The organism is Novosphingobium sp. RL4 (genome assembly GCF_035658495.1).
Lineage (GTDB): Bacteria > Pseudomonadota > Alphaproteobacteria > Sphingomonadales > Sphingomonadaceae > Novosphingobium.
The window spans coordinates 1246758-1264851 of the sequence record NZ_CP141945.1 but is presented as its reverse complement, the minus strand read 5'-3'; the positions used below and the strand labels follow the sequence as shown (position 1 = coordinate 1264851).

At 65.9% G+C, this 18094-nt stretch carries 18 protein-coding genes; 11 read left to right on the top strand and 7 right to left on the bottom strand.

Translation table 11 applies throughout. From position 1 onward, the window contains the following. The first annotated feature begins 155 nt into the window (after window positions 1–155). From hisD to U9J33_RS22610, 5 genes are read left to right on the top strand one after another with little or no spacing between them, the layout of a single operon-like run. On the top strand, window positions 156–1487 hold the full coding sequence (gene hisD, locus U9J33_RS22630; RefSeq protein ID WP_324699230.1) for a histidinol dehydrogenase: 1332 nt from the start codon (window positions 156–158) through the stop codon (window positions 1485–1487). 2 nt (window positions 1488–1489) lie between these two features. Continuing rightward, a complete protein-coding gene (locus tag U9J33_RS22625; RefSeq protein WP_324699229.1) occupies window positions 1490–2245 on the top strand; it encodes an SDR family NAD(P)-dependent oxidoreductase in 756 nt (251 codons plus the stop codon). Between the two features lie 25 nt (window positions 2246–2270). After that, window positions 2271–3422, top strand: a complete 1152-nt coding sequence (locus tag U9J33_RS22620) for an alpha/beta hydrolase (RefSeq protein WP_324699228.1) — start codon at window positions 2271–2273, stop codon at window positions 3420–3422. Window positions 3423–3427: 5 nt separating this feature from the next. Beyond that, complete coding sequence (locus tag U9J33_RS22615; RefSeq protein WP_054436051.1) at window positions 3428–3835, top strand: VOC family protein; 408 nt, start codon at window positions 3428–3430, stop codon at window positions 3833–3835. Further along, window positions 3832–4122 carry an antibiotic biosynthesis monooxygenase family protein gene (locus tag U9J33_RS22610; RefSeq protein ID WP_054436050.1) on the top strand — a complete coding sequence of 97 codons (291 nt, stop codon included), beginning with the start codon at window positions 3832–3834 and terminating at the stop codon, window positions 4120–4122. The genes U9J33_RS22615 and U9J33_RS22610 overlap by 4 nt, the downstream gene beginning before the upstream one ends. Before the next feature lie 8 nt (window positions 4123–4130). On the opposite strand, the gene U9J33_RS22605 is transcribed toward U9J33_RS22610, so the two are convergent. From U9J33_RS22605 to U9J33_RS22585, 5 genes are all read right to left on the bottom strand, one after another. Next, a complete protein-coding gene (locus tag U9J33_RS22605; protein ID WP_324699227.1) occupies window positions 4131–5102 on the bottom strand; it encodes a nucleoside hydrolase in 972 nt (323 codons plus the stop codon). A gap of 92 nt (window positions 5103–5194) precedes the next feature. Next, a complete protein-coding gene (locus U9J33_RS22600) occupies window positions 5195–6265 on the bottom strand; it encodes a VOC family protein (RefSeq protein ID WP_054436048.1) in 1071 nt (356 codons plus the stop codon). Between the two features lie 110 nt (window positions 6266–6375). Next, the gene (locus U9J33_RS22595) at window positions 6376–6612 is read right to left on the bottom strand and encodes a hypothetical protein (protein ID WP_054436047.1); all 237 of its coding nucleotides are present in this window, start codon (window positions 6610–6612) and stop codon (window positions 6376–6378) included. Next, complete coding sequence (locus tag U9J33_RS22590) at window positions 6612–8195, bottom strand: NAD(P)/FAD-dependent oxidoreductase (protein ID WP_324699226.1); 1584 nt, start codon at window positions 8193–8195, stop codon at window positions 6612–6614. Before U9J33_RS22590 ends, U9J33_RS22595 begins: the two co-directional genes overlap by 1 nt. After that, window positions 8192–9004 (bottom strand): SDR family oxidoreductase, encoded by an 813-nt coding sequence (locus U9J33_RS22585; RefSeq protein WP_324699225.1) that lies wholly within the window; start codon window positions 9002–9004, stop codon window positions 8192–8194. The genes U9J33_RS22590 and U9J33_RS22585 overlap by 4 nt, the downstream gene beginning before the upstream one ends. A gap of 86 nt (window positions 9005–9090) precedes the next feature. Between U9J33_RS22585 and U9J33_RS22580 the strand changes: the two genes are divergently transcribed. After that, entirely contained in the window at window positions 9091–9555 is a 465-nt protein-coding gene (locus U9J33_RS22580; RefSeq protein WP_324699224.1) for a helix-turn-helix domain-containing protein, read from the top strand. Between the two features lie 20 nt (window positions 9556–9575). Here U9J33_RS22580 and U9J33_RS22575 read toward each other — a convergent pair whose 3' ends face one another. Together U9J33_RS22575 and U9J33_RS22570 are read right to left on the bottom strand one after the other, a co-directional pair. After that, window positions 9576–10478: an SDR family NAD(P)-dependent oxidoreductase gene (locus U9J33_RS22575; RefSeq protein ID WP_324699223.1), complete on the bottom strand. Its 903-nt coding sequence runs from the start codon at window positions 10476–10478 to the stop codon at window positions 9576–9578. Between the two features lie 11 nt (window positions 10479–10489). Beyond that, window positions 10490–11416 (bottom strand): SDR family NAD(P)-dependent oxidoreductase, encoded by a 927-nt coding sequence (locus U9J33_RS22570; protein ID WP_185999291.1) that lies wholly within the window; start codon window positions 11414–11416, stop codon window positions 10490–10492. Between the two features lie 137 nt (window positions 11417–11553). On the opposite strand from U9J33_RS22570, the gene U9J33_RS22565 reads away from it, so the two are divergent. From U9J33_RS22565 to U9J33_RS22545, 5 genes are all read left to right on the top strand, one after another. Further along, the gene (locus tag U9J33_RS22565) at window positions 11554–12969 is read left to right on the top strand and encodes an MFS transporter (protein WP_324699222.1); all 1416 of its coding nucleotides are present in this window, start codon (window positions 11554–11556) and stop codon (window positions 12967–12969) included. Window positions 12970–13016: 47 nt separating this feature from the next. Then, complete coding sequence (locus U9J33_RS22560; RefSeq protein ID WP_054436042.1) at window positions 13017–13781, top strand: nuclear transport factor 2 family protein; 765 nt, start codon at window positions 13017–13019, stop codon at window positions 13779–13781. Window positions 13782–13862: 81 nt separating this feature from the next. Beyond that, window positions 13863–15293, top strand: a complete 1431-nt coding sequence (locus tag U9J33_RS22555; protein ID WP_185999289.1) for an NAD-dependent succinate-semialdehyde dehydrogenase — start codon at window positions 13863–13865, stop codon at window positions 15291–15293. Window positions 15294–15297: 4 nt separating this feature from the next. Beyond that, on the top strand, window positions 15298–16395 hold the full coding sequence (locus U9J33_RS22550) for an amidohydrolase family protein (protein WP_231635705.1): 1098 nt from the start codon (window positions 15298–15300) through the stop codon (window positions 16393–16395). Between the two features lie 8 nt (window positions 16396–16403). Further along, window positions 16404–18026 carry an MFS transporter gene (locus tag U9J33_RS22545; RefSeq protein ID WP_292636515.1) on the top strand — a complete coding sequence of 541 codons (1623 nt, stop codon included), beginning with the start codon at window positions 16404–16406 and terminating at the stop codon, window positions 18024–18026. Window positions 18027–18094 lie beyond the last annotated feature (68 nt).

Genomic DNA, 18094 nt, shown 5'->3' with positions numbered 1-18094 from the left:
AATGCTCTTTGCTTGGAAGAACGGCTAGCGAAGCCCCCCTGCGGCAACAACGGCATAGGATCGATAGCAAGCCATCGATAACATGCGATGGTCCCCGCTCGCCCGCCGGCGCTAGGTCCGATGAAAATCACGTCACACCGGATCGGGAGAATACAATGGCCACCTGGCTGAAGCGCGGCGCCACTGCCGAGGCAAAGGCAGACGCGGATCGCAAGGTTCGCGACATCGTCGAGGCGGCGCTTGCCGATATCGAGAAGCGCGGCGACGAAGCGGTGCGCGAGATGTCCATCAAGTTCGACGGCTGGGACCGCGACGACTATCGCCTTTCGCAGGCCGAGATCGACGCCTGCGTCGACAGCCTGAGCCCGCAGGAACGCAAGGACATCGACTTCGCGCAGGCACAAGTGAAGAACTTCGCACAGATCCAGCGAGATTCGATGAAGGACGTAGAAGTCGAGACGCTGCCCGGCGTCGTGCTGGGCCACAGGAACATTCCGCTCGGTTCGGCCGGCTGCTACGTGCCCGGCGGCAAGTATCCGCTGCTCGCCTCCGCACACATGTCGGTGATCACCGCTAAGGTCGCGGGGGTAAAGCGCGTCGTGACCTGCGCCCCGCCGTTCCAGGGCAAGCCGGCGCGCGCCATTGTCGCAGCCCAAGCCATGGCCGGGGCCGATGCGATCTATGCGCTGGGCGGCATTCAGGCCGTCGGCGCGATGGCGATCGGCACGCAGAGCATCGATCCGGTCGATATCCTCGTCGGCCCCGGCAATGCCTTCGTCGCCGAAGCCAAGCGCCAGCTTTTCGGCCGCGTCGGCATCGACCTCTTCGCCGGGCCGACCGAAACGCTGATCATTGCCGACGAGATCGGCTGCGACCCCGAAATCGCCGCCACCGATATCCTCGGGCAAGTCGAGCACGGGCCTGACAGCCCCGGCGTGCTGCTGACCAATTCCGAGAAGTTCGCCCGCGCCACCATGGCCGAGATCGAGCGACTGCTCCAGATCCTCCCCACCGCCGATCATGCCCGCAAGGCCTGGGAGAACTTCGGCGAAGTGATCGTGGCCGACAGCTACGAGGAGATGGTCAACATCGCCGACGAGATCGCCAGCGAGCACGTGCAGGTGATGACCGCCGATCCGGACTACTTCCTCCAGAACATGACCAATTACGGCGCGCTGTTCCTGGGGAGCCGCACCAATGTCAGCTTCGGCGACAAGGTGATCGGCACCAACCACACGCTGCCGACGAAGAAGTCCGCGCGCTACACGGGAGGCTTGTGGGTCGGCAAATTCCTGAAGACCTGCACCTACCAGCGCGTCACCACCGATGAGGCTTCGGCGCTGATCGGCGAATATTGCTCGCGCCTCTGTGCGCTGGAGGGCTTCGCGGGGCACGGCGAGCAGGCGAATATCCGCGTGCGCCGCTTTGGCGGGCGCAACGTGCCTTATGCCGGTCAGGCCGAACCGACGCCCGAAACGGCAGCCTGACCATGGCGATCCCGCAAACGCCAAGCCTGCGCCTTGACGGGCGGCGGGCTCTGGTGACCGGGGCGGGCCGGGGCATCGGCCTTGGCGCCGCGGCCGCACTGGCGGCAGCGGGCGCGGAGGTCACCCTGGTCGCCCGCACCTCGGCAGAGATCGACGCGGCTGCCGCCGAGATCGGAAATGGCGCCAAGGCCGCGACGCTCGACGTTTCGGACCTCGGCGCCGTTGCAGCATTCTTCGCGGACCGCGCGCCGTTCCACGTCCTCGTCAACAATGCCGGCACCAACCGCCCCAAGCCGATGTGGGAGGTGAGCGAGGACGATTACGACGCCGTGCTCGACCTCAATCTCAAGTCCGCCTTCTTCGTGGCGCAGGCCTGCGTGACGCGGATGATCGATACCGGCACGCCGGGCAGCCTGATCCACATGGGCAGCCAGATGGGGCACGTGGGCGGACCGAACCGCACGCTTTACTGCGCCAGCAAATGGGCGCTGGAGGGCATGAACAAGGCCATGGCGCTGGACCTTGCCCCGCACGGCATCCGCTCCAACACGATCGCGCCCACTTTCATCGAAACCCCGCTGACCCGGCCGTTCTTCCAGGATGAGGCGTTCAAAGCCAGCGTGCTTTCCAAAATCAAGCTCGGCCGCATCGGTCAGGTGGAGGATCTGATGGGCGCGGTGCTGTTCCTCGCCTCCGACGCTTCCGCGCTGATGACCGGCACCAGCCTTGTCGTCGATGGCGGCTGGACCGCCGAATAATCATCTGAAAATCGCAGGATAAATCATGTTCGAACCGTTCCCCGGAAACTACGTCTGGAACCTCGCCACCAACCTCGCGCTCGCCTGTGGCGGCAATTATGGTGAGATCGACGAGGCCAACCGCCCGATCATGGAAGCGAGCAAGGCCGGCGCCGATGCCGGTTCCGCGCAGATGTTCGATAGCTGGATCGCCGTCGCCGATCAGGTCACGGCCAATGCGGAAGGCGACGAGGCCGCCGGTTACCTGCTCTCCGCCGGCACCAAGTACTTGCGCGCCTCCGGCTACTACCTCGCTGCCGAACGGATGCAGAGCCGCGACTATGCCCCGCGCTGGGCGGCCTATGACAAGGGTCTGGAGCTGTTCCACAGGGGCGCGAAGCTGCGCGGGCTGCATGTCGACAAAGTGGAAATTCCCTACGAGGACGGCGCCTACACCGCCATTTTCGTCCACGACGGTTCGGGCACGCCGCGCCCCACGCTGGTCTCGGTCAACGGGCTCGATTCGATGAAGGAGCAGGTCTGCATGGCGGGCCATGGCCAGTCGAACCTGGAGCGGGGGATGAACACCCTGTTCGTGGACCAGCCCGGCACCGGCGAGGCAATCCGCAAGCGCCGCCTTCCCGCCGTGTTCGACGGTGAGCGCTGGGGCACGCCCGCGCTCGAATACCTGCTGACGCGCAGCGATGTGATCCACGACCGGATCGGCATTTTCGGCCTCTCCTTCGGCGGCTATCACGCGCCGCGCATCGCCGCCAACGAGCCGCGCTATGCGCTCTGCGCGGTGATGGGCGCCAACCACGTCTGGGGCCGCCGCCAGCGCGAGCGCCTCGCCAACGAGGGCGAGAACCCGGTGCCGCACTACTGGGATCACGTCATGTGGGTCTTCGGCATCGAAGACCGCGACGCTTTCCTCGAATATGCCGACCAGATCACGCTCGACGGGCAGGTGGAGAAAATCCGCGTGCCCTTCCTCGTCACCCACGGCGAGAACGACCGCCAGATCCCCGCCTTCAACGCGCAGCTCAGCTACGATCAGGCGGTGAACAGCCCCAGGCGCACGCTCCGCATCTTCACCAGGAAGGATTTCGAGGTAGAGCACTGCGGCGCCGACAACGGCACCGGCATGCGCGACTATATCGCCGACTGGTGTGCCGAAACCTTCTCGGAAATGGGCTGATCCAGATGGCCGAATTCACCTTCCACCACGGCGGCGTTTCCGTCCCCAGCCTTGACGAGGCGATCGACTGGTACGGCCGCGTGCTCGGCTTCGAGGTCGAGAAAAAGTTCTATATCGAGGCGGCGAAATCCCGCACCGCCATGGTCCGCAAGGGCCCGCTGCGGTTCGAGATCTTCGAGGTGGAAGGTGCCGCCGCCCTCCCCGAAGACCGCCGCTTCCCCCCGCGCGATCTCAAGACCCATGGCAACAAGCACGTTGCCTTCCGGGTGGAAGACCTCGAAGTGTTCCTGACGGAAATGGCGGAAAAGCACGCGGACGTGGCATTCGTGGTGCGGGAGGCCTTCGGCAAGGGCTGCTTCATCCGCGACTGCGCGGGCAACCTGATCGAATTCGTCGAGGAGCCGAGCCTGTGATCCACGAAATCGCCACCCTCACCATCGACCCGGCGCGCGCCGCCACCTTCGAGGCGGCCGTTGCCAAGGCCCGCCCGCATTTCGAAGCGGCCAAGGGCTTCGTCTCCTTCGCACTGCACCGCTCGGTGGAGAATCCCGCGCGCTATCACCTCGTGGTCGGCTGGGAGAGCGTAGAGGCCCACATGGTCGATTTCCGCGAGTCCGAAGGTTTTCAGGCCTGGCGCGCGCTGGCAGGACCCTTCTTCGTCGAAGCCCCCTCGGTCGAGCATTTCGTGCAGGCCTGCTGAGCTAAACTTCACCTGCGCGCGTGGAGCCGCATCAGGGCAAAGAAATCTCCGAACGTAAGCCGCGCATCCAGCGTTCGGAACACGCGCAAGGTCCGGCCCGCGATTTCCTCGCCATACGTGCAGTCCGCCTTGATCCGCCGGGCTTGCAGATCGACATGCAGGCTGCTCTCCTGCGAAATCGCGCTGAGCAACACGGTCGGGCTGTCGCCGAGCGGCCAGCTTCCGCCCACATCGACGAACGACGGCGGCGTCGTGAAACGGTCGTAGAGCCATTCGCCGAAGGGCGAGATCGGCCGAAGCTGCTCGGCCAGTTCCGCGACCGAGAACTGCATCTGCCGATAGGCATCCTGCGGAATCTGCCAGACCGGCACTTTCGACTGCTCGATCACGATCTGTGCGGCGGCGATGTCGGCGGAAAGATTGTATTCCCAGCCGCCCGCCGGATAGGCGCCGCCGCCGATCCAGATCACCGTCATGCGTCCGGCGATCTTCGGTTCAAGGCGCAGCGCCGCCGCAAGGTTGGTGAGCGGGCCGCCGCAAGTGAAGTAGAGCGGCAGGGGATCGTCGCGCATGGCCTCGGCCACAATGGCCCGCGCCGCAGCGCTCGCCTCGGGCTGGACGGCGCCCAGCAGTTCCGATCCGGCCATCACCGGCGGCGCCTTTGCGACCCCCGCGCGGCGGATGAGTTCCTTCGCCACGGCGCGTCCGGCAGCAGCCGTGGTTCCGGCAGGTGCATCGCCCAGCAGCTTCGGATCGAGCGCGGACGCAGTGACAAGCACGGTATGGGTACGGGGCGACAGTAACTGGTGCGCCAGCGCGACCAGACCGTCCGGATCGCCGGCGAAATCGTTGTCCACGATGACCCGTGCCGACGCCTTCTGCGGGATCCGGCGATAGGTTTCCGCACGGCCGAGACCCGGAAGCAGCGCGCTCCCCACCATCACCCCGCAGGACGCGACGAAACTGCGACGTGATGGCACGCACCTCTCCCATTCAAGAATTATCATTCCAATTTATACGGCTGAGGCCGGCATGCAAGTCGCAAGCCGGCCGATCCGTCAGCCCCGCACCGTCAAAGCGCGTGCTCGTCGTCCTCGGTCAGTTCGTTCAGCTTGCCATGGACCGGGAGCTTGCCGGGCCGGGTCTTGCGAAACGGCGCGAAACTGGCGCGATCGGCGTCGAACGCCATGTCCCAGGGAATATTGTCGCCCCGGAAGATCGGTGGGGCATTGTTCGACCAGAGCAGCGAGCCGAAGCGGAAATCCCAGGCGCGCGGCACCCAGTTGTCGTCCAGATAGTCGGTATCGGCGTGGTACTCCGCCTCGCCCGCCTTTCCGGGCATGTCGCAGTAATAGTAGATCGCGCTGGAAATGCGGTGGCGGGATATGCCGCCCGAACTGTTCATGCTCTCGTTCTTCCAGCCCTTTCGCTCCATGATGTTGGCGCCCAGCATGACTTCGTCGATGTCGTCCATGCCGAAGGCGATGTGCATGAATTTGAAGTGGTCGGGCGCGATAGGCAGGTCGCAGTTCACCCAGAAGATCGAATGATGCTCATACGTGCCGTCCGCCCGCGCGAAGATGCCCGAGCCCTTCGAATGATCGACATAACGGAAGCCGAAATGGCGTTCGTAGAATTCGAAGCTGCCGACATAATCGGGAGAGAAGAACACGACGTGATTGATCGTCTTGGGTATCGCAGCCCGGCGCCAGATGCGGTGCTGGTTGAAGCGCGGATAGCTGGTGGGCGTGTTCACCGGGCTCGCTTCCGAATGGAACACCCGCTTGTCCCACACGCGCAGCGCAATCGGCTGACCATCGGGGCAGACAGCGTGGACGGCGCCGTCCGCATCGCGGGAAACGGCAACGTCGCGCGCCAGGCTGACGGCAATCGCTTCGAGGCTGTCGGCCGTGTCCACGCCCCAGACGGTTTCCTTGAGGCCGTCTCCGGGAAACGGATCGGGGCTCGGCAGGCGCGCATCGCCGTGGCGCAGGAGGATGACCCTGCTGCCCGATGCGAGGCGGAACACCGTTTCGTCCGCTCCTGCGCTTTCCAGCGGCAGGCCGAAATCGGTCCAGAACCGCGTATGTTCCGCCAGGTCCGTCACCCCGAACAGAACGCTCTCAACTCCCAGAATGCTCATGCTTGTTTCAATCCTGACTGCTCCGGAGTCCCCTTATGGGGGGCCGGAGCAGCCTGGAAAAACGCATGGAATCGGATCGCTGCTATCGAGCCCGCCGATGCCCCGCGCTGTCAGCGGCTCCTGCGAAACAGCAGGCTCAGCAGGAACAGCACCGTCTTTGCGTCAAGCAGTCGGAGCGCCGCGCGTGCCTCCTGCGGCGTGACTTTCGCCACCATCGGCATGGCGCCGAAGATCTTGCCGCGAATGACCAGATTGTCGCCGTCCCGCTCGATCCGGCGCACGGCCATCAGTTCCTTGTCCTGCGCATCGAGGATGCGCATCACCGGAGCCTTCTTCCTGTCCACCATCACACCGCTCCCGCGCAGACCTTGTCGAATTCGATATCGAGGTCATCCATCATCTGGATCGCCGTTGCCCGGCCCGCGCCGAACACCCCGCCGCCCGGATGCATGAACGGCCCGACGAGATAGAGCCCCTCGATCCCCGGAACCCTGAGCGAACCGAGGTCCGGCGTGGGCCGGTGCGCGACGGACTGGTAGAAGAACGGCGCACAGCCATGGATATCGCCCTTGAGGAAGCTGGCCGGGCTGTCCCGCTCATGATCGACGGGGGAGCGGATCAGGCGGCCGGTGATGTTGCCGTCATCGAGGTTCGCGTAGAATTTCCGGTACTGCGCCAGCGCGCGGTCGGCGATCTCCTCCTTGCGTTCGTCCCAAGAACCCGGACCGCCGGGCCAGAGATCATAGGGCGCGAAGTTCACCCCGTAGAACACGCCTGCACCTTCGGGGGCACGGCTGGGGTCGAAGATCGTGTTGTCCCCGCCCGCGATCAGCCGTTCGGACACTTCGCCGCGCCGCAGCTTGTCGTACTCCAGCAGCATGTCGCGCATGGTGTAGAAGTCCATCAGCTCGGTCATCATGGCATTGGTTTCATTGCCGACCTTCAGCCGCAGCCGCTCCTTCAGGGTCAGGTGCGTGAGGTTGATCGAGAAGGTGGACTGGGTGACCCGCTCCGCCCGCTGGAGCACCGGCTCGGGCGTTTCGGCCACGAACTTGCGCAGGACATGCGGATGAATCGCGCCGATCACGCCGTCCTTGGCGGTAAAGGTTTCGCCATCCACCAGTTCGAGGCCGACCGCCTTGCCGCCCGAGACGACGACCCGGCGCACTTCGGCATTGCACCGCACTTCGCCGCCGAAATGCTCGATCGCGCGGACCAGCGCGTGGGAAAGCTGGCCGGAACCGCCCCTGGGCATCGAACAGCCATAGGCGTGGATGATCCCCGGCATCAGGAAAGCACCCATGCCGGTGCCCAGTTCATCGGGCATCTGGAGGTTCTCGGTGACCATGCGCACGATGTGGATGCGCAGGAGGTCGCTTTCGAAGTACTGGTTCACCACGTCGAGCGCCGAACGCTGCATGACATCGAGGAGGAAACGCCCCTCGTCCGACTGGTCCATCATCGCCACGAAGGCCCCCATCGGGAACGGCGGGGCATAGAGGCCGGACATGAACATGGGCAGCGCCGCCATCGAGGCGGTGGCGAACTTGCGATAGGCCTCCGCGTCCCTTGGCGAGAACATGGCGATTTCCTCGCAAGTCCGGTCGAGATCGCGCCACGAGCGCACGATCGTGCCGTCTTCCCAGATCGAGGCATGGGGCAGTTCGGGATAGATGTATTCGAGACCGAACTTGCCCAAGAGGCCCAGTTCGTCCTCGCGCAGCATCGGGTTGCCCTGAATCATGATGTGCACGTTGGAGTGTTCGTCATGCCAGAAGCCGGGCTGGATCAGCTCACGCGTGGAAACGCCGCCGCCGTAGTGGGGCTTGCGTTCGAGCACGATCACCTTCTTGCCCGCCTTGGCCATGTAGGCGGCGGCAACGAGGCCGTTGTGCCCTCCGCCCATGACGACGATATCGTATTGGCTCATGCCTCGCCTCCCGCAAGAAAGGCGCGGAACGGGGCGATTCCGGGGACATGGCTGGCGCAGCCGCCATCGGCGACGAGCACCTGGCCCGTGATGTTGCGCGCCGCTTCCGAAGCGAGGAAGGCCACCGCTTCGGCGATGTCGCCGGGCTCGCCCAGCCGATCCCGCAGGGTCTCGTCCTCCACCATCTTGCGAAGCGGCGGGGGGAAGGCTTCCCGCAGGGCGGGCGTCATCGTCATGCCCGGCGCAACGGCATTGCAGCGTATGCCGTGGATGCCGTGGCTGGCCGCGATGGATCGCGTCATCTGGATGACCGCCGCCTTGGAAGAGGCATAGGCGGCCTGGATGACATGGCCCTGCAATGCCAGATTGGTGACCGTGTTGACCACGTTGCCCCGGCTTTCCCGCAAGTGCGGCAGCGCGGCGCGGCAGGCGATCATGGTTCCGCGCACATTGATCCGGTAGGTCCGCTCCCACAGCGCGGTATCCATGCCCTCGATATCGCCATCGTCCCGCGCGATTTCGGGACCGAGCAGCGCAGCATTGTTGTGCAGCACATCGAGCTGTCCGAAGTGGCGCAAGGTGGCGGCGATCATCGTCTCGATCGAGCCTTCGTCCTCGAGATCGAGCGGCACCGCGATCGCACCGGGCAATTCCTCCGCCAGCGCGGTCGCCGCGTCGAAGGCGATGTCGGCAATGGCGACCCTGGCCCCCCGCGCGGTCATGAGGCGCGCGGTGGCGGAACCGATCCCGCCGGCACCGCCGGTTACGATGGCGACTTTTCCGTCGAGGCGGATGGCGTCAATGGCCATGTTTCTCTCCCATGATTGATCTTGCCCGCAAAGGTCATAAAGTGTCGGAAGGCAGCAGGAAGAAGGCACTTTTTTGTGCCCTCGCGATGATGGATGCAGGTAAATTGGAAAGCGGGGAGCAGGGGCGCGGGGAGCAGGAGCGCGGGGGCATCGCCGAACTCGCGGCGGACATGCAGGCGCATGGCACCGCGCGCGACGCCCCGGTGCGCAGCGTCATGGGCCTGCTGGGCGATCGCTGGTCGACGCTGATCCTGCTGGTGCTCAGGACCGGCGAAAGACGCCACGCCGACCTGCGACGCACGCTTTGCGACCTTTCCGAAGAAGGCGACATTTCGCAGCGCGTGCTGACGCTCAAGCTGCGCACGCTCGAACGCGACGGCTTTGCCGAACGAACGGTGAGCGAGGACATACCGCCGCGCGTGACTTATGCCCTCACCCCGCTCGGCGAGGAACTGAGCGACCGGGCGCGCGGCATGATCGACTGGGTGAACCAGCGCCAGCAGGTCATTCGCAGCGCCCGCCTTCGTTTCGACGCGCGCGAGGCGGACTGACACATTCAGCCGCCTCCGCCTTACACCGGCTGCCGGGCCGCCTCCCGCGCCTCCCTGTAGCGCGCACGGCGGCCTTCCTCGATCTTCATGCGCGCGTCGAAGCCGGGATCGGCGGGATAATCCCTGAACTCGCTGATGACCTCGGCAAAGACCTCCGCCAGTTCCTCGCGAAATTCGGGATGGGAAAACACGTAGAACCGGTTCTCCTTCACCGCATCGATGGTGCGCCGCGCGATTACTTCCGGCTCCATGCCAGCCTGATGGACCTGTTCGAGCTGGCCGACGAAGGCCGTGTTCACCGCCTTGGCCCCTGCCTTGAGCGCTTCGGGGCGGATCTCGTCGCTGGCATAGATATGCGTCTTCACCAGACCGGGGCAAAGCATCGAAACTCCGATCCCGTGCGGCGCGAGGCTGTAGCGCAGGGATTCGCTGAGCCCGCGCACCGCGAACTTGGTGGTGTTGTAGATGCCCGGCACCCCGCTGCCGAGGAATGCTGCCATCGAGGCCGTGTTGCAGACATGCCCGCCCTGCCCGCGCTCCTTCATGCGCGGAACGAACGTCGCCACGCCGTTGATCACGCCGTGCAGGTTCACGCCCAGCAGCCAGTCCCAGTCGTCGTAGGAAGATTCGTCGATCGACTGGAACAGGTTCACCCCCGCATTGTTGAACAGCAGGCTCACCGGCCCAAGCTCGCGCTCCACCCGGTCCGCCGCCTCGGCGAAGCCCCCGCGCGAGGACACGTCGAGCGGCACGCCGATCACGGGCTGGTTCTCCAGCGTCTTCAGCGCCTCGGCAATCGCATCCTCGCGCACATCGGCGATGGCCACCTTGCAGCCCTCGGCCAGCAGCGTCCGTGCGAGGCCAAGGCCGACGCCGTTGGCCCCGCCGGTGACGAATGCGGTTCTTCCCGCCAGATCCTTCATCGGCGTCCTCCTCAGGCTTCGGCGCGCTGGTCCGCGCGGAGGCGGTTCTGGCGCGCGATCTCATCGGTGATGGCCGGATTGCGGAACAGAATTGCGAAGGTACGCTTATATTCTTCGTTATCCGGAAGCTGGGTCTGGACTGCTGCCGTGGTGGCTTCCCCGCGCTCGCGCACACCCACCAGGAACTCTCCGTGCGTGAGGATGTAAAGCTCGTCGTTGAGAATGCCCTCCAGCACCCGCTGCCCCACTTCCTCCTTGGTCTGGTAGAGGTGGAAGAACTGCCCGCCCGCCTGGCGGCCCTTGTCGGCCTCGGCATAACCGGTCTCCCCAAGCGCGTCGGGGCGGGTCTGGCTGGCCTGCGCGATGTTGGACTGGACCGCGCCGGGACAGAACGCCGAACAGATCACTCCGCGGGATTCCAGTTCGGGTCTCATGCATTCCATCATGGAGGCGACCGCCGCCTTGCCGGAGGAGTAGATCGTCGTCCCCGGAGCCGGCACGAGCGCCGACATCGAAGCCGTGTTGACGATATGCCCACCTTCGCCATGTGACAGGATTCTGGGCAAAATCGTGACGATTCCGTTGACCGTGCCGCCCAGGTTGACGCCCATTACCCAGTCCCAGTCGGCAAACGTGGCAACGTCGGTCGGGCCGACGACAGCGACGCCGGCATTGTTGCAAAGCAGGTGAATCCTGCCGAACCTGGCCTCTGCCCGATCCGCCGCCGCGGCAAAGGCGGCACGGTCGGTCACGTCCAGCCGGATCGCCAGAACCCGCTCGCCCCCGTCCAGTTCGGCCACCGCTTCGTCAAGATGGTCCTGCCGGATATCGGCGATGGTCACGTTCATGCCCGCGCCCAGCAGCGCCTTCGCAATTCCCAGTCCGATGCCGCTGGCCCCGCCCGTCACGAAAGCGGTCTTCCCCGGAAGATCCTGCATGCCCTCTCTCCTCTCTCGATGTGCTTTTTTCGAATCTGATCTCTTTTGTTCACCATCGAGAGATTGTATGCAAGGCTAACAATCACGAATGAGCCTATGCCGAAGACGACAGGGCGAGAGGATGGATGGGAGAGGCCATGGCGGTAGCAGCAGCCAGTATCGCGCCAATCGAGGAACCGGCGCCCGGAACCGCCCCGCAGGGCGCGGAAGAACGCAATTGGCCGGGTTCGGCCTCGGCCTACTGGGCGCTGACGGTGATCGTCCTTGCCACCTTCCTGACCTTCTTCGACCAGGTCGTGTTCGGCATGCTGGCGGAGCGAATCAAGACCGACTTCGGCCTCACCGATTCGCAGCTCGGCTTCCTGGCCGGGCCCGCCAGCATCATCTGCTATCTCTTCGTCGGCATCCCGCTGGCCCGGCTCGCCGATATCTGGCCGCGCAAATATGTGCTGGCAGGCGGGGTCACGGTGATCGGGTTCGTCACGATGCTGGGCGGGATCGCGCAGACCTTCACCCAGTTCGTGGGCAGCCGCGTGTTCCTTGCGGCAGGCGGATCGGCCCATGCGCCCTCGTCCTATTCGCTTATCGCGGACATGTTCCCGCCCAAAAAGATCACCCGCGCCTTCGCGATCCTGCAATTCGGCTTCATCGGCGGATCGACGCTCGGCCCGCTGGTGGGCGGCCAGCTCATCGCCCTGACCGCGCACTGGGCGCCGACCGACCTCGGCCCGCTGCGCATCCTGGGCTGGCAGTGGATACTGGTGTGGATCGGGATGCCCGCCTTTCTCATCGCCCTGCTGTTCCTGACCGTGCGTGAGCCGCAGCGGTTGGTCCGTCACGACATCGCATCGCAGATCCCCGAGGGGGCGACGCTCGCCCGCCGCGTCATGACCTTCACCGGCCTCGATGCCGCCAAGGCGATCCGCGCCAACCGCCGGGTCTATTATCCGCTGTTCCTCGGCCTTGCGCTCAGCGCGCTGGAGAGCTTCGGCCTCGCCTTCTGGCGCGTGCCGTTCCTGATCCGCACTTATGGCTGGAACGAGGCGCAGATCGGCGCGGTAACGTCCGTGACCGTGCTGGTTTCCTCGCTGCTCGGGCTGCTGCTGGGCGGTATTTTCGTCGAATGGCTGGCCAGGCGCCACAAGGACGCCAACGTGCGCGCCGCCTTCATCTGCTTTGCGGTGGTGACGGTCTGCTCGATCCTGGCGCCGCTGATGCCGACCGGGCTGCTCTCGATCCTCGTCATGTCCTTTGGCGCGATGTTCGGGATTGCCGGGGCGGTGCCGCAGAACGCCGCGATTCAGCGCGTGGCGCCCAATGCCATGCGCGGCCAGGTGACGGCGATCTACCTGTTCATGTTCACGTTCTTCGGGGCGATGGGCAGCTTCGTGATCGGTCTGGTCGCGCAATACATCGTGGTCGATCCGGCGAAGCTCTGGCTGGCGCTGGAGATCACCGCCGTGGTCCTGCTGCCGCTGGCGACGCTGTGCATCTACCGCGCCATCCGCCCCTATCGCGAGGAGATCGAGCGGCTCGAAGCGCTTGGAATGTAACGATCCTGCAAATTGAAAACCAACAGGACGACAAGGAGAGAACCGAAATGGCCGACACTGACCGGATCAACGCGCTGGAAGCGCAAGTGGCTGAACTGGCGCGCCGCCTCACCGTGCGCGAGGACGAGCTTGACGTGCGCAAGCTCCAGCATCTCTACGGCTACCTGATCGACAAGTGCATGTACAACGAGGTGATCGACCTGTTCACCGAAGATGGCGAAGTGCGCTTCTTCGGCGGCGTGTGGAAGGGCCGGGAGGGCGTGCACCGCCTCTATGTCGAACGGTTCCAGAAGCGTTTCACGCACGGCAACAACGGCCCGATCGACGGCTTCCTGCTCGACCATCCGCAGCTGCAGGACATCGTCACCATCGAGGCGGACGGCGTAACCGCCCATGCCCGCGCCCGCTCGATGATGCAGGCCGGCCGGCACCGCGACTATACCGACCCCTCCAACCCCCTCACCGCCAATGCGCGCCAGTGGTGGGAAGGCGGCATTTACGAGAACACCTACAAGAAGGTGGACGGCGTCTGGCGCATCCATGTGCTCAACTACTTCCCGCACTGGCACGCCGATTTCGACAAGGGCTGGGCCTTCACCGAGGCCGAATACGTGCCCTTCCCCAAGACCCTCTACCCGGAAGACCCTAGCGGCCCCGATGCCCTGATCGAGGATCACTGGCTGTGGCCGACGCACAAGCTGCTGCCGTTCCACCTGCCTCACCCGGTTACCGGAAAGCCCATGGTGGCGGAGCGCTGGCAGGGCGACATCGATCGCGAGAACGCACGCAGCGCCGCCGTTCCCGCCGAGTAGAGACGCGCAGCGCGCGTCCGCCTGTCCGCCGGGGCTCCCTCCCCGGCGGACAGGCTCCCATTCCTCCGGCCCAGGTGAGGCATGATCCAGTACCCCGCGCTTTCCATGATCATCGACGGCGAACGCGTATCCGGCGGCACGCGCCGCACGCACGCCGTGCTCAATCCCGCCACCGGCGAAGTGCTGGGCCAGCTCCCGCTTGCCGACGCCGCCGATCTCGACCGCGCGCTGGAGGTGGCCGCCGCCGGCTTCCGCCTCTGGCGAAGATCCACGCCGCAGCAGCGCGCCGATGTGCTGCAGGGCGCCGCGCGGCTGATGCGCGAGCGGTGCGAGGAGATCGCCCATGTCGCCGTGCTCGAACAGGGCAAGACCCTGAGCGAGGCCCGCGTGGAAGTAGGCATGAACATCGGCCTGTTCGAATTCTACGCCGGAGAGTGCTTCCGCCTTTACGGCCGCGCGCTGGTGCGCCCGGAAGGGATGCGCTCTACCGTGGTCCATGAACCGGTAGGCCCGGTCGCCGCATTCGCACCGTGGAACTTTCCCATCGGCAACCCCGGCCGCAAGCTTGGCGCACCGATCGCGGCGGGGTGCTCGGTCATCCTGAAGGCGGCGGAGGAAACCCCGGCCTCGGCGCTCGCGGTGCTGCAGTGCCTGCTCGACGCGGGCCTTCCGCCGGCCGCGGCGCAAGCCGTGTTCGGCGTGCCGGACGAAGTGAGCCGCCACCTGCTGGCCAGCCCGGTGATCCGCAAGCTCTCCTTCACGGGATCGACCACGGTGGGCCGCCACCTTGCGAAACTCGCCGCAGACGACCTCAAGCGCACGACCATGGAACTGGGCGGGCACGGCCCGGTGCTGGTCTTCGCCGACGTGGACCTCGACCGCGTGCTCGATACCGTGGTGAGCCACAAGTATCGCAACGCCGGGCAGGTCTGCGTCTCGCCCACCCGCTTCATCGTCGAGGATGCGGTGTTCGAGGATTTCCGCGAAGGCTTCGCCCGCCGCGCGCGCGGGTTGAAAGTGGGAGACGGCCTTGCGCCGGAGAGCCAGGTCGGCCCGCTCGCCAATCCGCGGCGGGTCGAGGCCATCGACGCACTCGTGCGCGAGGCGGTGGCGGCGGGCGCCCGGCTTGAGGCAGGCGGCGAGCGGATCGGCAACCGCGGCTTCTTCTATGCCCCCACCGTGCTGTCCGACACGCCCCTCTCCGCGCGGATCATGAACGAGGAGCCGTTCGGCCCCGTCGCGCTCATCAACCGCTTCTCCGGGGAGGAGGCAATGATCGAGGAGGCCAACCGCCTGCCCTATGGGCTCGCCGCCTATGCCTGGACCGGCGACGGGGCACGGCAGAAACGCCTCGCCGCGCAGATCGAAACCGGAATGCTCGGCATCAACACCACCATGATCGGCGGCGCCGATGCGCCGTTCGGCGGGGTCAAATGGTCGGGACATGGGCACGAGGACGGACCGGAAGGCGTCATGGCCTGCCTCGTCACCAAGGCCGTCCACGAAGGATAAGAGGATGGGATCGCAGATGATCGACGAATTGCCGGCCACCACACCCGAAACCGGCGCCCTCAGGACCGGCGGCAGGCAGGGCTACCTGCGCATCGCCACCGAGGAAGCCTTCGCCACGCGCGAACAGATCGACGTCTACTTGCGCATGGTGCGCGACGGCACGGCGGACCGGGGCATGACCTCGCTCTGGGGGTTCTATGCCCAGAGCCCCAGCGAACGCGCGATGCAGATCATCGAGCGCCTGCTCGATCTCGGCGAGCGCCGCATCGCCGACATGGACGCGACCGGCATCGACAAGGCCGTGCTCGCGCTCACTTCGCCGGGCGTCCAGCCCCTGCTCGACCTGGACGAGGCGCGCGGCATCGCGCTTTCCGCGAACGACCTGCTGGCCGAACGCTGCGAAGCCCACCCGGATCGCTTCATCGGCATGACCGCCGTGGCGCCGCAGGACCCGGAATGGTCCGCCCGCGAAATCCGGCGCGGCGCTTTCGAGCTGGGTTTCCGGGGCGTACAGATCAACAGCCACACGCAAGGCCGCTATCTCGACGATCCTGCCTTCGACCCGATCTTCCGCGCGCTGGCCGATACCGACCAGCCGCTTTACATCCATCCCGGCACGCCGCCCGACGCGATGATCGGGCCGCTGCTCGAATCCGGGCTGGACGGCGCGATCTACGGCTTCGGCGTGGAAACCGGGATGCACCTGCTGCGGCTCATCACCATCGGCATCTTCGACCGCTATCCCGACCTCCAGATCATGGTCGGCCACATGGGCGAGGCGCTGCCATACTGGCTCTACCGGCTGGACTACATGCACCAGGCCGGAATCCGCTCCCAGCGCTACGAACGGATGAAGCCGCTCAACAAGACCATCGCCGAATACTTCCGCAGCAACGTGCTGGTGACGTGCAGCGGGATGGCCTGGGAACCGGCGATCCGTTTCGCCCAGCAGGTCATGGGGGAGGACCGGGTCATGTACGCCATGGACTATCCCTATCAGTACGAAGCCGGAGAGGTCCGCGCGCTCGATGCCATGGACATGGCTCCGGAGGTGAAGCGCAAGTTCTTCCAGACCAACGCCGAACGCTGGTTCGCCCTGTGAAGGCAGACGTGAAACCGCCGGTCGGACAGGTCGCGACGGGTCCGGCCCGCCATGTCGCGCGCGGCGGATGGTACGCGCTGGCGCTGATCGCCCTGACCAATGCGATGAGCCTGCTGGACCGCCAGATCCTCGCGATCCTGGCCCCGGCGATCAAACAGGACCTCGGTATCGGCGATGCCGAGATGGGCCTGCTGTTCGGCACCGTCTTCGCACTGTTCTACGCGCTGTTCTCGCTGCCGGTCGGCCGCCTTGCCGATGGCTGGCTGCGCGGGCGGCTGCTGTCGCTGAGCATCCTGTTCTGGTCGGCCGCCACCGCCATGGCGGGGATGACCTCCAGCTTCGCCATGCTGGCCGCGTCCCGGCTCTGCGTCGGCATCGGCGAAGCGGCGACGCAGCCTGCGGGTACCTCGCTCATCTACGACTACTGGCCGCGCCACCGGCGGGGCTTCGTGATGGCGGTGATGGCCTCGGCCATTGCGCTGGGGCTGGGCGGATCGCTGGTGCTGGGCGGACTGGCCGCGCAGATGTGGAGCGACGCCTTCGTGCCGGGCACCGCGCCGCTGGGCCTGAAGGGCTGGCAATTCGCCTTCCTCGTGGCCGCCGCGCCCGGCTTCGTGCTTTCGATCTTCCTCTGGCGCCTGCGCGAACCCGAACGCGGCGTGATGGACGGCATCGCCACGCCGCCCGATCCGCATCCCTTCCGTGCCAGCCTCTCGCTGCTGGGCGCGGTGACGCCGGGCTGCCACTGGGTGGCCATGGCGCTGCGCCGGGCAAGCCTGCGCAGCGTGGCCATCAACTTTGCCGCACTCGCCCTGATCGTGGTGGCGGGAACCGTGCTGGCGCGGATCGGCATGGCCCGGTCACCGCGCCCGCCGCTCGGCTTCGGCGCCTTCGCGATCGATCCGCACGTCCTGCAATGGCTGGTGATCGGCATTGGCCTGCTGGTCGTCGTCAACCTGCTGCAAGGGGTGAAGGCCAGCGACCGGCAGGCCTTCCGCGTGATCGCCGGATCGCCGACCCTCATCATGGCGATTGCCGTGGGCACGCTGCAATCGACGATCAACTACGGAATGATGGCCTTCAACCCCAGCTTCCTGATCCGCACCTACCACCTCTCGCTGGCCGACACCGCCTTGCAGTTCGGCCTGCTCTCGGCCGCGACCGGCATCGTCGGCCCGCTGATCTGGGGGCCGCTGTCCGACCGGCTGCACCAGCGGTTTCCCGGCGGCGGCCGGGCGGGAATCGCGCTGATGTCGATGGGCCTGTCGCCACTGCTGTCGTTCTGGGTCTACTGGGCACCTTCGCCCGGGGACTTCTACTTGCGCTTCGTGGTCTACAGCATCGTGCTGACAGGATGGATGCCGCCGCTCTACGCGATCCTCTACGATCAGGTCCTGCCGCGCATGAGGGGGCTCACCGCCAGCCTCTACCTGCTAGTCATGACGATACTCGGCATGGGCGTGGGCCCTTATGTGGTCGGGCTGATATCCGACATCACCGGCGATCTGCGCACGGCGATGCTGAGCATCAACGTGGTCGCCGTGCCCATCGTGGTGCTGATCCTGCTTGTTTCCCGCCGCGCCGCCCGGGATGAGGCGAACCTCAAGGCCCGCGCCGGCATCGCGGACTGAATTCCGCCGAACCCATCCGCCTTTTCGGCCCGCAACCGCCGGAAGCTTGGGAGAAGCCGCCTGCCCCG

Bases quoted from the DNA above. Each gene is read 5' to 3' on its own strand.
- hisD (WP_324699230.1), top strand. From the start codon at position 156: ATGGCCACCTGGCTGAAGCGCGGCGCCACTGCCGAGGCAAAGGCAGAC.
- U9J33_RS22625 (WP_324699229.1), top strand. From the start codon at position 1,490: ATGGCGATCCCGCAAACGCCAAGCCTGCGCCTTGACGGGCGGCGGGCT.
- U9J33_RS22620 (WP_324699228.1), top strand. From the start codon at position 2,271: ATGTTCGAACCGTTCCCCGGAAACTACGTCTGGAACCTCGCCACCAAC.
- U9J33_RS22615 (WP_054436051.1), top strand. From the start codon at position 3,428: ATGGCCGAATTCACCTTCCACCACGGCGGCGTTTCCGTCCCCAGCCTT.
- U9J33_RS22600 (WP_054436048.1), bottom strand. From the start codon at position 6,265: ATGAGCATTCTGGGAGTTGAGAGCGTTCTGTTCGGGGTGACGGACCTG.
- U9J33_RS22595 (WP_054436047.1), bottom strand. From the start codon at position 6,612: ATGGTGGACAGGAAGAAGGCTCCGGTGATGCGCATCCTCGATGCGCAG.
- U9J33_RS22590 (WP_324699226.1), bottom strand. From the start codon at position 8,195: ATGAGCCAATACGATATCGTCGTCATGGGCGGAGGGCACAACGGCCTC.
- U9J33_RS22585 (WP_324699225.1), bottom strand. From the start codon at position 9,004: ATGGCCATTGACGCCATCCGCCTCGACGGAAAAGTCGCCATCGTAACC.
- U9J33_RS22580 (WP_324699224.1), top strand. From the start codon at position 9,091: ATGATGGATGCAGGTAAATTGGAAAGCGGGGAGCAGGGGCGCGGGGAG.
- U9J33_RS22575 (WP_324699223.1), bottom strand. From the start codon at position 10,478: ATGAAGGATCTGGCGGGAAGAACCGCATTCGTCACCGGCGGGGCCAAC.
- U9J33_RS22570 (WP_185999291.1), bottom strand. From the start codon at position 11,416: ATGCAGGATCTTCCGGGGAAGACCGCTTTCGTGACGGGCGGGGCCAGC.
- U9J33_RS22565 (WP_324699222.1), top strand. From the start codon at position 11,554: ATGGCGGTAGCAGCAGCCAGTATCGCGCCAATCGAGGAACCGGCGCCC.
- U9J33_RS22560 (WP_054436042.1), top strand. From the start codon at position 13,017: ATGGCCGACACTGACCGGATCAACGCGCTGGAAGCGCAAGTGGCTGAA.
- U9J33_RS22555 (WP_185999289.1), top strand. From the start codon at position 13,863: ATGATCCAGTACCCCGCGCTTTCCATGATCATCGACGGCGAACGCGTA.
- U9J33_RS22550 (WP_231635705.1), top strand. From the start codon at position 15,298: ATGGGATCGCAGATGATCGACGAATTGCCGGCCACCACACCCGAAACC.